13 protein-coding genes are annotated in these 13,903 nt (G+C 68.6%); 8 read left to right on the top strand and 5 right to left on the bottom strand.

Going from position 1 to position 13,903, the window contains the following annotated elements:
• Positions 1-21 precede the first annotated feature (21 nt).
• The 4 genes from ACW9UR_RS18455 to ACW9UR_RS18440 all read left to right on the top strand — a co-directional run bounded on the left by ACW9UR_RS18455 (position 22) and on the right by ACW9UR_RS18440 (position 3,470).
• Positions 22-984, top strand: coding sequence for a YihY/virulence factor BrkB family protein (locus tag ACW9UR_RS18455; RefSeq protein WP_458918521.1), 963 nt, complete (start codon positions 22-24; stop codon positions 982-984).
• Between the two features lie 110 nt (positions 985-1,094).
• Positions 1,095-1,805 (top strand): Crp/Fnr family transcriptional regulator, encoded by a 711-nt coding sequence (locus tag ACW9UR_RS18450; protein ID WP_458918520.1) that lies wholly within the window; start codon positions 1,095-1,097, stop codon positions 1,803-1,805.
• Between the two features lie 175 nt (positions 1,806-1,980).
• Positions 1,981-2,247 (top strand): spike base protein, RCAP_Rcc01079 family, encoded by a 267-nt coding sequence (locus ACW9UR_RS18445; protein WP_458918519.1) that lies wholly within the window; start codon positions 1,981-1,983, stop codon positions 2,245-2,247.
• Positions 2,244-3,470, top strand: a complete 1,227-nt coding sequence (locus ACW9UR_RS18440; protein ID WP_458918518.1) for a sialate O-acetylesterase — start codon at positions 2,244-2,246, stop codon at positions 3,468-3,470. The genes ACW9UR_RS18445 and ACW9UR_RS18440 overlap by 4 nt, the downstream gene beginning before the upstream one ends.
• On the opposite strand, the gene ACW9UR_RS18435 is transcribed toward ACW9UR_RS18440, so the two are convergent.
• On the bottom strand, positions 3,461-4,333 hold the full coding sequence (locus ACW9UR_RS18435; protein WP_458918517.1) for a sulfotransferase family protein: 873 nt from the start codon (positions 4,331-4,333) through the stop codon (positions 3,461-3,463). The genes ACW9UR_RS18440 and ACW9UR_RS18435 overlap by 10 nt on opposite strands.
• Positions 4,334-4,391: 58 nt before the next feature.
• On the opposite strand from ACW9UR_RS18435, the gene ACW9UR_RS18430 reads away from it, so the two are divergent.
• The gene (locus ACW9UR_RS18430) at positions 4,392-5,621 is read left to right on the top strand and encodes an O-antigen ligase family protein (protein ID WP_458918516.1); all 1,230 of its coding nucleotides are present in this window, start codon (positions 4,392-4,394) and stop codon (positions 5,619-5,621) included.
• Here ACW9UR_RS18430 and ACW9UR_RS18425 read toward each other — a convergent pair.
• A complete protein-coding gene (locus ACW9UR_RS18425; RefSeq protein ID WP_458918515.1) occupies positions 5,539-6,540 on the bottom strand; it encodes an acyltransferase family protein in 1,002 nt (333 codons plus the stop codon). The two genes, ACW9UR_RS18430 and ACW9UR_RS18425, sit on opposite strands and share 83 nt — an antisense overlap.
• A 4-nt stretch (positions 6,541-6,544) precedes the next feature.
• Positions 6,545-7,480: a glycosyltransferase family 2 protein gene (locus ACW9UR_RS18420; protein WP_458918514.1), complete on the bottom strand. Its 936-nt coding sequence runs from the start codon at positions 7,478-7,480 to the stop codon at positions 6,545-6,547.
• 102 nt (positions 7,481-7,582) lie between these two features.
• Here ACW9UR_RS18420 and ACW9UR_RS18415 point away from each other — a divergent pair, with 102 nt between their 5' ends.
• The 3 genes from ACW9UR_RS18415 to ACW9UR_RS18405 are packed head-to-tail and all read left to right on the top strand — an operon-like array spanning position 7,583 to position 10,666.
• Complete coding sequence (locus ACW9UR_RS18415) at positions 7,583-8,686, top strand: glycosyltransferase (RefSeq protein WP_458918513.1); 1,104 nt, start codon at positions 7,583-7,585, stop codon at positions 8,684-8,686.
• Positions 8,683-9,834 carry a glycosyltransferase family protein gene (locus ACW9UR_RS18410; RefSeq protein ID WP_458918512.1) on the top strand — a complete coding sequence of 384 codons (1,152 nt, stop codon included), beginning with the start codon at positions 8,683-8,685 and terminating at the stop codon, positions 9,832-9,834. The genes ACW9UR_RS18415 and ACW9UR_RS18410 overlap by 4 nt, the downstream gene beginning before the upstream one ends.
• The gene (locus ACW9UR_RS18405) at positions 9,824-10,666 is read left to right on the top strand and encodes a hypothetical protein (protein WP_458918511.1); all 843 of its coding nucleotides are present in this window, start codon (positions 9,824-9,826) and stop codon (positions 10,664-10,666) included. Before ACW9UR_RS18410 ends, ACW9UR_RS18405 begins: the two co-directional genes overlap by 11 nt.
• Here the strand turns inward: ACW9UR_RS18405 and ACW9UR_RS18400 are convergent.
• On the bottom strand, positions 10,663-11,946 hold the full coding sequence (locus tag ACW9UR_RS18400; protein WP_458918510.1) for a polysaccharide biosynthesis protein: 1,284 nt from the start codon (positions 11,944-11,946) through the stop codon (positions 10,663-10,665). The genes ACW9UR_RS18405 and ACW9UR_RS18400 overlap by 4 nt on opposite strands.
• Complete coding sequence (locus tag ACW9UR_RS18395) at positions 11,936-13,795, bottom strand: polysaccharide biosynthesis tyrosine autokinase (RefSeq protein WP_458918509.1); 1,860 nt, start codon at positions 13,793-13,795, stop codon at positions 11,936-11,938. The genes ACW9UR_RS18400 and ACW9UR_RS18395 overlap by 11 nt, the downstream gene beginning before the upstream one ends.
• Positions 13,796-13,903 lie beyond the last annotated feature (108 nt).

The raw sequence follows: 13,903 nt of genomic DNA, 5'->3' as shown, positions 1-13,903 counted from the left end.
GAAGGTGCGGGAGGTTCTCGCGTGCTGAACCCCGTGGTTCATGTGGACACGATGGTCTTTCGCCGCCCAAGGTTCGGTTGGCGTGACTGGTGGCGGGTCATCGCTCTGATGTTTCAAGGTATCGGCGAGAAGCGCCTATCGCTGTTGTCGGCGGGCGTCGCTTTCTTCGGGATGCTGGCGCTGTTCCCAGCCCTGACCGCTTTCATCGGCCTGTTCGGCTATGTCTCGGATCCGGTGGCGGTACGCGAGAACCTTATGCTGCTGGATACCGTGGTGCCCGACGACGTGTTGGTGCTGATCGAGCGCGAGGTCGACCAGCTGATCAGCGCGCGGCGCAGCACGCTGGGGGTCGCGTCGATCGTCAGTATCGTGCTGGCTACGGTCAGCACGCGGGCGGGGGTCAATGCGCTGATGATGGGGCTCAGCCTGATCGGCCATGCGAAGGGCATGCGCAATTTCTTCATGAACATGCTGGTGGCCTATTCGCTGACGCTGATGCTGATCCTCGTGGGGCTGGTTGCACTGACGATGCTTGTTGTCGTGCCGACGGTGCTGGCGCTGTTCCCGCTTTTGGTGGACAGCCAGGCGACGATCCAGACCTTGCGCTGGGGCATCACCATGACGACCGTGGGATTGGCGGTCGGAGTGCTCTACCGGTTCGGCCCGGCGCGGCGAGCAAAGCGCGCGGGCGTGCTGTCGATGGGGAACATCGTGGCGACGCTGCTGTGGGTGCTCGCCTCGGTGGCGTTCTCGCTCTACCTCAGCACATTCGCCAACTACAGCCAGGTCTACGGGCCGCTCGGGGCGGTCATCGCGCTGCTGATGTGGCTCTATGTCAGCGCCTTCGTGGTGCTGCTGGGGGCTGAGTTGAATGCCGAGATCGAGGCGCATGCGGGGGAGTTGATCCGCAAGTGCAACCCGCGGCTGGACCTGCGCGACGGAAGCGCTCCTCCTGTGGATCCGTTGAGTGAAGAGGCAGGATAGCCGCCGGATCCGTTGGTTTGCAGCGCAAGCTTGCGATTGCAAGCATGACGTTTCACCATTATCCACTCACAGTCGACGGTGAGCGACCGCTTGGGTTCTTGGGGAAACACATGGCGCTGAGATACAACGCGAACCTCGAGGTGCAATACCCCGAGGAGACATTGCTGGGGCAACTGACCGAGGCCACGAAGGCCGAACTGAAGGAGCGCTGGACCGAGCGATCCTACGAGTCCGGTCAGATGATCCTCGATGTCGAGGACGCGCCAGGTGACGTGATGATCCTGCTTCAGGGGGCGGTGCGCGTGGCGAATTTCTCGGCACGGGGGCGTGAGGTTTCGTTTACCGGCATCGAAGAGGGCGACTGTTTCGGTGAGTTCGCCGCGATCGACGGCGAGCCGCGGTCCGCTAGTGTGCTTGCGATCGCTCCCACTCGGGTTGCGCTGATCCCAGACGGCGCGTTCCGCATGATGCTGGAGCGGCACTCGGATCTGAGCATGGCGATGCTTCGCCGCCTGACCGAGAAGTTGCGCGTACTGACCCGCCGGGTGAGCGAGTTCACCGCTATGCGCGCCGACGACCGGATCAGGCTCGAGGTGCTGCGCCTGTTCCAGGCTGCCGAGGGCGAGGATGGCAGCGCTCTGCTCCCGAACCCGCCGACGCAGGCTGCGCTGGCCTCGCTCGTGTTCACCAACCGTGAGGCGGTGGCGCGCGAGATCGGGCGGATGAAGCGGATGAAGCTGATCGAGCGGCGCGGACGTGCGCTCTACGCCCCTGACGTTTCGAAGATCGTCGAGTATCAGCAGAGCGCGGCCTCGGCCTGAGCTGCCTGTCGCGCGATTAACGCGGCCTTTACCCTCGTCTGACATAACGGGTGCGCCTCGGCGGGCACAGTGTGCCCGTCATGGCGCACTCAATCCGAGACAGTTTCACATATCGGGCCGCCGCCGGTGTGCCCTGTCACGGACATGGGCGCGGCCCCGAAGGGGAAGGCTTGCCATGTCCAATCCATTCAGCCGCCGCGCATCGTCGCTTTCGGGTCCTGGTGTCGACTATGTGCCCGTCACGCCGGACGACGCCACCGACCTCGAGGATGTCGCCGCCTCGCTCTATGTCGAGGGCGGCGGTGCGGTGACATTCGCGACGGTGAAGGGCCCGGTGCGCACGGTTACGGTACCCGACCACGGCTGGATCGTCTGTGGTGCGGTTCGGGTCCATGCCACCGGCACCACCGCAACCGGCATCCACGCCGTGGTGGTTTCGTGAGGTTCGGTCCGGGGCTGGGGATCACGGCGGCGCCGGCGCTGGGCCGGCGCCGGACCGCCGCAGGCCGGGTGGTGCCGGCTGGGGTCATCCCCGAGGCGCAGGCGCGGCTGGACGATCATGCTGGGTGGATGCTCGATGGCGGGTTCACGGCGCTTCCCGGTGCAGTTGCCAAGACCGGGCACGCCGCAGCGGGGACGGTCGCCTTCGATGCCGCCTTGCCTTCGGGCGATGTTTGGGTGGCCTACACGGTCACGGGTGCTACCGCGGGCACTGTCGGCGCCGAACTGGGCGGGCCGTTCCGCAGCGCGCCTTTCGTCAGTAGGGCGGCCGGCCAGCAGGTGGCGCGGTTTTCGTCCGCAGGGCATACACGGGTCCGCCTCAAGGCGGACGCCAGCTTCGATGGCACGATCGAGGATGTGCAGGCCGTCGACATGAGCGCGCTTCTGGCGCAGCCCTCTGACATCTACATCGCCGCTGGACAGTCGCTGATCGCGGCGGAGTCCAAGTCCACGCCTATCGATCCGGACAAGGACTATTGGCTGCCGCGCTGCCTTTACATGCCGGGGTACAGTAGCAATGCCTACGGGTCGGTGGACGGCGTAGTCGCGGCCTGCGCCGGTCCGTTGCAGATGCTTCAGGCCAGCCAAGGCGTCAGCCCGGCGTTGAGTTTCGCGCGGACCATCGAGGGGGCTACGCCACCGGGCCGAACGGTGCTGATCGTCGCCTGCGCGAAGGGCGGCACCCGGTTGGTGGGCAATGATGCCGAGTGGAACCCGGCGGGCGACACCGGCGCGGGCGGGACGCTTTATTCCCGCATGGTGCAGATGGCGCAGGCCGCCGCTGCAAGAGTGCCTGGCAGCCGGGTGCGCGGATTGCTGTGGGGGCAGGGCGAGAGCGACCGGGCCGCAACCATGGGCAGCAGCTATCCTCCGGCTTTCCAGGCGATGCTCTCGAGCCTGCGAGGCGATTTGGGCGAACCGGATCTACCGGTGGTGCTGCTGGGACCGATGCCGGACGATACCAATCCGCACCAGGGGATCTTCCTGCAAATGCAGGCGGCGCTGGATCAGGACAGCGGCCAGCCGACCGCGACGCCGGGAGTTCACTATGTCGCGCGGCCCGCAGGGCATCTGTCGGATGACGGTACCCATCCCGAACCCGAGGGGAACCGCATCGCAGGCCGCCTCGCGGCAGAGCGTTTCATTGCCGAGGGTTACCTGTGAGCCATGACGCTGGCGGGCCGCTGGACGGCCTGCCAGCTTCTCCAGGGCAGCGTGTCGCGTGACAGCAGGACTGCAAGCCGGGCCATGTCCTCGGCGAAGACCTGCGCCAGAGCGGCGCGCTCCTGCTGTGAAAGCGGCGGGATCAGCGATCGCACCGGCCGATCGTTCCAGGCGCGAAGCTTCGCAACCGGGCCAAGCCGCTTGGCCTTCGCCAGCGTGCCTGCGAGGCCAGCGGCTCTCAATGTCGCGCCACCGGTCCTGAGTGCCCGGCGCAATACCGGGCTGCGTGCCCGGTCCGAAACATTCCGTGCCTCGTCCAGCATCGCCGGAGGCGGTCCAGGCTCGAGATCCAGAAATCGCAGCATCCCTTGGCGGGACGCCTCGGGCGCGGCGGCGATGTCTTCAGCCAGCAGGATGCATATCTGCGCCGGTGGGAAGGCTTCGCGCCAGCGCTCGAGGTGCCGGGCATAGTGGCCCTGCTCCAGGTAGTCGGGATTGTCGCGAAGGGCCTCTGCGAAGGGTTTCGGCGGTATGTGGCCTTTCGTGATCTCGTGCAGATGGTGGGAATAGGCGCGCTCGACCGGGTCGCGGAGCGTCAGGATCACCCGGGCCTCCGGGTCGAACGACGCCAGTCGACGCGGGGCGCGCGGATCATGCAGGTAGGACGGAGAGTTCTCGAAGCGGATGCCTTTTCCGGTCCAGCGCGTGCGGTACCAGTCGTGGCCCCGGTCATGGTGATAGCTGAAGAAATCCAGCTCTTTCTCGGCGGCGGCGTTGATATCCGGGTGAGCGGCGAGTGCCGCGTGCACCCAGCTCGAGGCGCATTTCTGCGCGCCGATCCCGATGGCATGACGCTCACGCATCGGCATTCCCTTTCAGGTGTATTATTGCTAGATACTCAACCATAGAGAGAGGTTGGTAATGACGGCAGGCGAGATCCCGGGACAGGTGCGGCGCGGTTTGCCGCTGGATCTGGATCTGGGACTGGGCTTGCTGCTGGTGGTCTGGACCGCCGAGGCGACGGTGCGGCTGCCGGGAGGATCGTTGCTGACGGCGGTGGTCTACGCCGCCCTTGTCGCGCGGCTGCTGCTGACCTCGCGGCTGTGGATCCCCGCCGTCCTGCATGGTTGGCCAATGTTGCTGTACCCGGCAGTCTGCGCTGTCTCGGTGCTCTGGTCTCCGGTACCGCAGGAAAGCCTGATCGCGGCACTGCAACTGGCGGTCACGGTGCTTGCCGGGATCTATGTCGGGACTGCGTTCGGCCTTGCGGGGCTGGCTGGGCTGGTGCTGACGGGATTGGGACTGACGATGGCCGCATCGGCGCTGAATCTCGGCGGAGCGCTGCCGCCCGCCTGGTCCTGGGAGGGCGGTTTCCTTGGGATTTACACCAACAAGAACGCTCTGGGGCAGCGGGCGGTATTGCTGAGCCTGACGCTTCTGCTTTTCATGACAGAGGCGCGGGGCCGAGCACGCTGGATCTATGCGCTGGCGCTCGCGGCGACGGGCGCGTTGCTGCTGCTGTCGCGCTCGGCCACCTCCTGGGTGGTTGTTCTTGCGGCGGGCGGCGCGATGGCGTTCCTGCTGATCCGCGCGGCGCGGGCGCGCGTTGGTTTGGCGGTGGTCGCTTTGACTGGCGTGCTTGCCTTGGCTGCCAGCCTGCTGATCCTGCAAATAGACCCAATGCAGGGGCTTCTGGCGGCGCTCGGCAAAAGTTCCACGCTGACCGGGCGCACCGAAGTCTGGCAGGCGGCGCTGGCTCAGATCGCAGAGCGACCGCTTCTGGGCGCAGGTCATCAGGCGTTCTGGACCGCGCCGGATCACGCCCGGGAGGCGCGTCTGCTGGCGGCGCTCTATGGCGATACGGTCGCGAGTTTCCACAACTTCGTGCTGGAGATTCTGGTCGCGACCGGGCCGCTCGGCCTGGCGGCGATGGCTGTGCTGCTTGGGCATGTTTGGGCCAGCCTGCGGCGTGTACCGCCGGGGCCGGTGCGGCTGTGGGCCCTGACCGTGTTTGCGGTGCTGGTGGCGCTGTCGCTGCTGGGCTCGTCGCTGTATCGCGCGCATGAGATCAGCCTATTCCTGATCGTGGCGCTGGGCGCGGCGGCGGCGTCAGAAACGCGCGAACTGCCCCGCCCGCCGGACGCTCGATGAGCCGCCATGAAAGCCAGGCCAGCGCCAGCGTCAGGATAAAAGCCGGAAGTACCCCGACATCCTCGCCGATCCAGCGCAGGATCGGGCGGTGGAACAGGTAGACCGCGAAGGACACCCGCCCCAAGGCTGCCAGCGGCGCGCCGCCCAGCCAGGTGCCGGTGCAGGCCATTGCGGTCGCGGCCAGCCCGAGTGCCGCGCCAAGGCGGAACGGGTCCAGCCAGAAACGGGGGTAGAAGCCGTTCCAAAGTTCGGGCAGCCAGGGGCCGCGCAGGCCTGGCAGCGTCAGGAGCACAGCGGCCAATGCCAGCCATTTCAGCGCCGGGTTCGAGAGTCGGCCGAGCCGCGCTTGCGGCAGGGCACCCAGCCAGCAGCCCAGCAGGAAGACTGGCAGATAGGGGATCAGGACCGCCGCTTCGCTGACCCACCCGCGCCAGCCGATGGCCAATACGAATGCTGCGGGAACCAAGGCGGCGAGCATCATCGGACGCGCGCCGACCCGTGCCCAGATGAGAAGGAACAGCCCGTAGAATTGTGCTTCGACAGGGATCGACCAAAGCTCCTGCGGGGCCGAAAGCAGCGCCAGCGCGGCCAGTGCTTCGGTCCATGTCTCGAACCGGTAGTGGGGCGTATGCGATAGGCTGGCGGCCAGCAGGGACAGGGCGACGACCAGAATGTAGAGCGGCAGGATGCGCGCCGCCCGCGCGATGGCGAAGCGGCGCGCCTCGACCCCATCGAAGGGTCGTGCACCGTAGAGCCGCATCATCAGGAAGCCACTGAGTGCGAAGAACAGCTGCACCCCGGTTTGACCCGCGCCGCCGCCAAGCCAGCCAGGCAGCAGCCCGTCGTTCGCCGCGTGGCTGGCGAAGACGATCAACACTGCGAGGCCGCGCAACTGATCGAGGGATATCTGGTACCGCATCGCCTCAGCGTCCCAGTGTCGCGTATTCGGCGGTGAACCGGCCGCCAGCCGCGCTCAGATAGCCAAGGCCTCGTGCCGCGATCCGCGCTCCTCTGGCCCAGAGCGCCGGGCGACCCACAAGGCTCAACGGCGAGGCGGCGACCGCCAGTGCGGTGCCCGCAACAAGCCGAATTACTCCGTCCATGATCGCGCGCCAGCGCGACCTGCCGTGGTCCATCGCAACCCGCGCCGAGGTCTCGCCAGTCCGGCGCCAGCGCCGCCAGAGCCAGGGCAGGCGGGTGCGTTCCGGGGGGATCGTTTCGTGCACGATAGCATCGGGGGTGAAGACAATTCGGCCCCCTGCGGCGAGGTAATCGGCGAAGAAAGCCGTGTCCTCGCCCCCGGTCAGGTCGTAGCGCGGATCGAAGCGCAGGCCCTGACGGCGGACCGGGGCAAGATCGAACAGGACGTTCGACGTTGCGGCATCCCGCAGGTCCCCGGACCCCGCGCGCTGTTCGAGGAACCCGCCAGCCTCGACCCAGCGCGGTGGCGGCCGTGTCCAGGCGGCGTGCACTGCGCCTTGGCTTGCATGCGCGCCCGTGTTCTGTAGCGCGTGCAGATGGGCCACCAACCACGCAGTTTCTGGCGCTTCGTCGTCGTCGATGAACCCGAGTCCGTCGAAGCCGGCACCAAGACCCACCTCCAGCGCTGCATTGCGCACGGTGGACAGCCCGCGTTCGGGCACATGGAGCGCGGAGAGCGGCACCGGATAGACCCGGGCAAGCCGCTCCGCGAAGTCGAGCGCGCCGCCCTCGGGGCTGTTGTCGAAGACGCGGACATGCAGGCGGCACCCCGGCGGCACCTCAAGGTGCGCCACCGCTTCCAGCAGCCGGGCAAGGCCATCGGGCCGCCGGAAGGTCGGCAGGGCAAGCAGCACGGTCAGCGGTTGCGGCAGGCTCATCGGATCCCCGTTCGCGGGCAAAGGTTTCCTTAACCATTCCTCGTCAGGGTTAACGCCTGCTTACCGATAGGTCGGTGAGCCGAAGAAACCGGGAGTAAGCCGATGCTGTACTGGATGCTCTGGAGCCTGCTGGCGGTGTCGGCGTTCCTGCTCGCCTATCCATTCACCCTATATCCACTGCTTCTGGCGCTGCTACCGAAGGCCACGCCGCCGCGGCTGGGCAACTCTTTCCCAAAGTGGGCGGCGCTTCTGTTCGCGGCCCGGGACGAGGCGCAGGCGCTGCCAATGACGTTGCGGGCGCTGGCACGGGCGCAGATGACCTGGCCGGGCCTGCGGATCCTCGCATGGGATGACGGCAGCCGGGACGAGACCGGCCGTATCCTGCGCGCCGCGCGCCCGCTGGTTGCGACCGTCCACGCGGACAGGCCGGTCGGCAAGGCCGAGGGTTTGCGGCGGCTGATCGACGCGAGCGATGCGGACATCCTGATCCTGATGGACGCCAACGTGCGGTTCACGCCCGAGACGCTTCGCCACCTCGTCGCGCCATTCGCCGACCCCGAGGTCGGTGCGGTCGGCGGCCGGCTGATTCCGTCGGGCAGCGGGTCGGCTGTCGGGCGGGCCTATTGGCGGCTGGAAGAGACGGTGAAGCGGCTCGAGACCCGCAGCGGCTCGACGATTGGGTGCGATGGTGCGCTTTGGGCGATCCGCCGGTCGCTCTATCCCCGGTTCGGCCAAGCTGCGTCGGACGACTTCCGCCCCTCGATGGAGGCGCTGTTGGCGGGCTATCGCGTCGTCTCGCAGCCGCTAGCCGTGGTTCACGAGGACGCGGTGGCGGACCGGCACGGCTTTGAGCGGGCCGCGAGGATCGCCTGCGGCGCCTGGCATGCCCACCGACAGATCCGCCATCGGCTGGGGGCTCTGCGGCCGCTGGATCGGTTCAAGTACGTCTCTCACAAGCTGGTGCGCTGGTTCGCCGGCCTGTGGCTGGTGCTGGCCGGGGTCTCGGCACTGGGACTTCTTGCATGGCACGGGTCGGGCCTGTTCGCGCTGGCGCTGGCCGCCGCCGGATGGCTTGCGATGCTGGCCGAACTGCCGGGAGTAACGGCGCTGCGCCGGGTCTGCGAGGGCTTTCTGGGCACCACATGGGGCGTGTTGCGCGCCATGCGGGGCCGGGCGCAACCCCACTGGAAGCCGGTGCGGGCATGAGCGCGCCCCGTGTCGCCGTCTTCGCCTTCGACATCGCCGAGGCAAGCCAGATCAAGGCAATCCGCGCCATTCGCGCCGCCGGGGCCGAGGTCGAGAGTTTCTCGTTCCGGCGGGACAACATGAACGCCGGGTTCCAGCCGGATTGGGAGGATACGCCGCTGGGCCACGCGCCGAACGGGGTCGGTCCGCGGCGGATCCTCGCGTTGCTGCGCGGCGCCGTACGTGTATTGCGCAGGCGACGTGCGCTGCGCCGGGCCGATGTGCTCCTGGCGCGCAACCTCGACATGGCGCTGCTGGCGTTGCTGGGTCGCTGGGCCTCGGGCAGCCGCGCGCCATTGGTCTACCAATGCCTCGACATCCACGGCCTGTTCGCCCGGCGCGGACCGCTTGCCGCGCTGGCCCGGCGGGCCGAGGCGATGGTATTGCGGCGGACACACCGGCTGGTGCTCAGCTCGCCGCGCTTTCTCGAGGCGCATTTCAGCCCGGTCCACGGCTGGCAGGATCAGACGCAGGTGATCGAGAACCGGATCTTCTGGCCCGGACCGCCGCCGCCGCGCCCGGCTGCAGCGCTGCGGAACCCGGGGCCGCTCAGGGTCGGCTGGGTGGGGACATTGCGCTGCCCGCGCACGCTTGCGCTGCTGGCCGAGACCGCCGACCGCATGGGACCACGGGTCCAAATCGTGCTGCGCGGCGTCGTGCACGGCCACCAGTTGCCGGATTTCGGCAAGGTGATCTCGACCCGTCCGAATATGCACTACGACGGCCCCTACGCTTATCCCGAGGGGCTGGCGCAGGCATATGCGGGGCTGGATTGCGTTTGGGCGCAGGATCTCTGGCAGCGCGGTGGAAACTCGGACTGGCTGCTGCCGAACCGGCTTTACGAAGCTGGCTATTTCGGCTGCCCGTCGATTGCCGTCGCCGGGACCGAGACCGCGTGCGTGGTGCGCGGGCGGGCGCTGGGGCTGGTGATCCCCGAGGCGCGGGCCGACATGCTGGTGCCGGTGCTCGAGGCCGGGCACACGGCGCTGGGCCAGCTCAGGCGCGGTTTGTTGGCCCGGCCCGATGATGCGTTCTGCCTGACCACCAACGAGGTCGCGCGGATGCTGGACCTGCCCGCGCCTGAAGGGAGACTTGCCGATGCCGCGTGAAATCCTGTCCCGCCGCAGGCTCGGTCTGCTGACCGCGCGGCTTCACGCCACACGGCCCGGTCGGGGGCTCAGTCGCCGTTGCCTGTTTGTGCATTTGCCCAAGTGTGGCGGCACCTCGCTGACGCGCGGTCTTTCCGCGACTGTGCCGCTGCACCTCAAGATCGGCGCGGTGGATGCGTTGGCGACAAGGCGGGCGGCGGCGCTGATGCACTTCGGGCGCGACGACTTGATGCTCTGCCACGAGGAGCTGGAGTACTGCGCGCGAACCTTTGCCCTGCGCGAGGGGTTGGCGCTGACCCAACTGGCCAGCCGCGTGCCGCTGGTGCACGGCCATGTGCTGCTGAGCGACGCCCTGCTGACCGCCTGCGAGGCGAACGGCTACGGACTGGTCACGATGGTCCGCGAGCCGCGCGCGAGGACATTGTCGAACTACCGCATGGCGGTGCGCGCGGGCGTGATCCCGGACGATCTCGACGCCTGGCTTGAGGGGCCGGTCGCCGTACGGATGGCGCGGCAGATGTTGCGGTACTTGCCGGGCTACCCGGACCCGGCGCGGATCGAGGACGACGCCACGGCCCTGCGGATCGCCGAGGCGCGGCTGGCGCGTTTCGCGCTGATCGGAGAGCTGGAACGGCCCGGCCCGTTCCTCGATGCCTTCGCGCGGGACTTCGGTGCGCGGCCGGGGCTGCCCCGGCTGAACCGGGCGACCGGGCCCGAACTGGACCTGACCGAGACGCAATCCCGCCGGCTCGACGTGCTTCTGGCTCCGGATCTGGAACTGCATGCGATCGCGACGGGTCGCGCAGCCGAGGGGCTGGCGCTCGTCGCCTAGCGCGCTGCTGCCCGGCTGGTGGTGCGGAGCAGGCAGAGAACCGAGCAGTCCTGGCCGGTTATCCTGAGTGCGGTCGCCCACAGCCAGGCGGTTGTCGCGCTGCTGCCGAGCATCGCGCCGAGCGCCGCGCCCTTGGCGTCCCAGTGAAGGCCTGCGACGGCGACCGTCAGCGCTGTCAGGCTCGCGCCAATGGCCGAAATTCGCCCGACGGGGGCCACGTGGCCGGATGCCGCCAGCAGCATGGTCGGATTGCCTAGCAGCGCGCGCGTGACAGGGATCGCGATGAGGGTCCAGACTAGTGGCTGCGTGTATGGCGCACCGGCCAACCTGAGCGCGATAGGCAGGACCAGCGCCAGGCCGACAAGCGCCGTTGCCAGCCCGAAGATCCGCAGCAGCGCGCTTTGGCCAAGGGCTTCTTTAAGCGGGCCGCGGTCGAGCGAAGCCGCAGCGCGCCCGATACGAGGACCGAGCGCGATCTCCACCGCAGTCACCGCAAGCCCGGGCAATGCGGCGAGCGTCAGGGCCAGCGCGAGCACCCCAAGGGATGCGCCGTCCAGCGTCCACCCGGCGGAAACCAGTACGAGGTCGCGCAGCAACTCCTGCATCAGCAGCGCCGGGGCAAGGGCCGCGCCGGCGCGTAGCCAGCCCGCCGCGTGGCCCGCCTCCGGGGTGCATTGTGCCAAGGGCCGCAGCACCTGTGACAATGCGAGGACCTGCAGTCCGACCCCGGCAGCGCAAGCTCCGGCTAGCACGGCGGTGGGTGCCCATTCCGGTGGATGCACGCCGGTGACTAGACACAGGCAGCCGAAGGCGAGGAAGCTGAGCGGCCGGGCCAGCAGACGCACGGTGACAGCGACGCCGGGCCGGCCCAGCGCGGCGCCCTGTCGGGCGGTCGTGCGCAGCAGACCCAGCAGGACGACGGCGGCGGGAAAGACGAGCAGGGTTTGCAAGGACAGGAACCCGTAGGCCCAGAGCAGGCTGCATATCAGGAGGCAGAGCGCCCCGCCTGCTCCGATAGTCCTGCGGCACAACCTCAGAAAAGCCGCGCGCGCGGCCGTCGTGCCGGTGTTCAGCGCGCGCATCGCGACGGCGTCGAGGTTTCCGGTGACGGCAACCGCGCCGAGCGTGGCCAGTGAGACCATCAGCATCGCCCGCCCGAAGCCCTCGTCGCCCATCAGCCGTGACAGCAGCAGCGTCCCTGCAACCCCCGTCAGCGCCGCGGCCCCTTGCACCGCCGCCATCAGCAGCGACAGCCGAGTGCCGGTGGCGTCAGGCCGCATCGCGAGTGCGGTGTCGGCTCAGGACCAGCCCGGCCACGGGCACACCGACAGCGGCGAGCTTGCCGAGCCCGCGCCGCAGCAGGGTCCGCCGCGTCTTACGAGCCGCGACGACGTAGAGTACCGCGTCGCAGGTGGGGGCCAACGCCCGGGCGTCGGCGGACTCCAGGACCGGGGGCGCGTCGATCAGGATGTGGTCGTACCGGTCGCGCAGCCCCTCGATCAGCCGGGCGAAGCGGCCGGTGGTGAAAAGGTCCGCACCGTTTGCGGTCACCGGCTCGGCGGCGAGTGCGTCGACCTCGGTGCCCGGCAGCCGCCAGCAGGCGTCCTCGAACGGGGTCAGCCCCGCCAATACTGACAAAATCCCGTGCCGGTCGGGACCGCCGAATCGGTTGGCAAGAGCGCGACCGGCGGTGTCGGCCTCGATCAGCAGGACGCTGCGATCCCAGGCCGAGAAGGTCTGCGCCAGCATCAGTGCCAGCGTCGAGCAGCCCTCGTCGCCGCGTGTGCCGGTCAGCAGCACCACCTGCGGCGGCCGGTCGGACACCGCCAGCATCAGCGAGGCGCGCAGGTCGCGGACCGATGCGGATACCGGCCCGTCCGGCTGCCGGGTCAGCGCGTCCACCGGATCGCGCCCGCCCGCTGTCTCGGGGACGGTGGCCAGCACCGGCAGCCCTGTCAGCGCACGGGCTTCCTCGGCGTCGCGCAGCCGCTCGCGCCATTCCTCCTGGGCCAGCACCAGCAGCCCGCCCGCGCCGCTGCCGAGGATCAGCGCCAGCACCAGGATCAGCAGCGGTTTCGGCTCGGCGGGCCAGAGCGGCACCACCGCCGGAGACAGGATCCGCGCGTCGGGTTCGTGCGCACCGGGCTGCAGCGAGGTTTCCTGCAGGCGAGCCAGGTAGCTTTCATAGAGCAGCCGCTTGGCCTCGGCCTCACGCTCCAGCTGGCGCACCGTCACCAGGTCGCGGGAGGCCTGCTGAACCTGCGCCTCGAGCACACGGGCATCGACCTCGAGCGCCGCGCGCCGTGGATCGTCCGGCTGGCGGTCGTCGCGCATATCGCGCAGCGCGGCGAGGCGGCGCTCCATCTCGGCCAGGTCGGCGGCGCTGTGCAGGCCCCGCGCGGCGCGCGCTGAACGGGCCAGTGCTTCTGCCTCTTCAAGCTGCCGCTGCAGGGTCATCACCCGCTCGGTCAGCCATTCGGTTGCGCGGTCCGTCACCGCCAATTTCTGTGCCACCTGGTCGTCGATATAAAGCTCTGCCAGCGTGTTCACGATCCGCGCGCTTTTCTCGGCGTTGCGGGTGCCGATCGAGACCGAGAACACCAGGCTGTCCGGCGCGACGTCGATCTGCAACCGGCGGATCACCGCGTTGATCGTCGCGTCTCGCGCCGCGTCGGGCCGGGGTGCCGAACGGGGTTGAGGCGGCAGCAGGCCGTAGCTCTCGAGCCAGGCGCGTGCCGTCCTGCGGGGCGAGAAAACAGGTTCTGGCCGAAGGGCGGCGTTGAACTCAGGATCGGCCGTCAGGGCCAGCCGTTCCACCAGTTGCCCGACCAGAAGCCGCGAGCGGAGCACCTGTGCTTGGGTGTTCAGCACCGGCTCGTCCCGCCCGAGCGCCGGCACCACGCGGCCCAGGTCGATCACCTGAGGATCCTGCGCCTGCAGCATCAGCGTCGCATGGGTCCGGTAGACGGGTGCTGCGATCCGGTAGGCATAGACCGCGCCAAGCAGCAAGGCGAGCGAGGCAATGGCCAGGATGCGCCAGCGCCCGCGCCAGAGTACGGCAAGGCCCGGCGGCGTTTCGGCCGCTTGGGGCACCGTGACCGGCACCGGGATGGGGCTGAGCCGCGTCATGCGAGGCCGGCCCAAAGTAGAAAGACTTGCGCGCGTTTCATGGGCGCAAGCTCGCGCAGTTTGGTAAATTGAAGGTTAACAAACAATAATCGAATTAATAGAAATGAA

It is taken from the genome of Halovulum sp. GXIMD14794, from assembly GCF_054457455.1.
The sequence above is the reverse complement of the archived record's forward strand: the minus strand, read 5'-3'. Positions and strand labels throughout refer to the sequence as shown.

Bases quoted from the DNA above. Each gene is read 5' to 3' on its own strand.
- ACW9UR_RS18435 (WP_458918517.1), bottom strand. From the start codon at position 4,333: ATGCGTGAGCGTCATGCCATCGGGATCGGCGCGCAGAAATGCGCCTCG.
- ACW9UR_RS18420 (WP_458918514.1), bottom strand. From the start codon at position 7,480: ATGAGCCTGCCGCAACCGCTGACCGTGCTGCTTGCCCTGCCGACCTTC.
- ACW9UR_RS18430 (WP_458918516.1), top strand. From the start codon at position 4,392: ATGACGGCAGGCGAGATCCCGGGACAGGTGCGGCGCGGTTTGCCGCTG.
- ACW9UR_RS18445 (WP_458918519.1), top strand. From the start codon at position 1,981: ATGTCCAATCCATTCAGCCGCCGCGCATCGTCGCTTTCGGGTCCTGGT.
- ACW9UR_RS18450 (WP_458918520.1), top strand. From the start codon at position 1,095: ATGGCGCTGAGATACAACGCGAACCTCGAGGTGCAATACCCCGAGGAG.
- ACW9UR_RS18405 (WP_458918511.1), top strand. From the start codon at position 9,824: ATGCCGCGTGAAATCCTGTCCCGCCGCAGGCTCGGTCTGCTGACCGCG.
- ACW9UR_RS18415 (WP_458918513.1), top strand. From the start codon at position 7,583: ATGCTGTACTGGATGCTCTGGAGCCTGCTGGCGGTGTCGGCGTTCCTG.
- ACW9UR_RS18410 (WP_458918512.1), top strand. From the start codon at position 8,683: ATGAGCGCGCCCCGTGTCGCCGTCTTCGCCTTCGACATCGCCGAGGCA.
- ACW9UR_RS18395 (WP_458918509.1), bottom strand. From the start codon at position 13,795: ATGACGCGGCTCAGCCCCATCCCGGTGCCGGTCACGGTGCCCCAAGCG.
- ACW9UR_RS18400 (WP_458918510.1), bottom strand. From the start codon at position 11,946: ATGCGGCCTGACGCCACCGGCACTCGGCTGTCGCTGCTGATGGCGGCG.
- ACW9UR_RS18425 (WP_458918515.1), bottom strand. From the start codon at position 6,540: ATGCGGTACCAGATATCCCTCGATCAGTTGCGCGGCCTCGCAGTGTTG.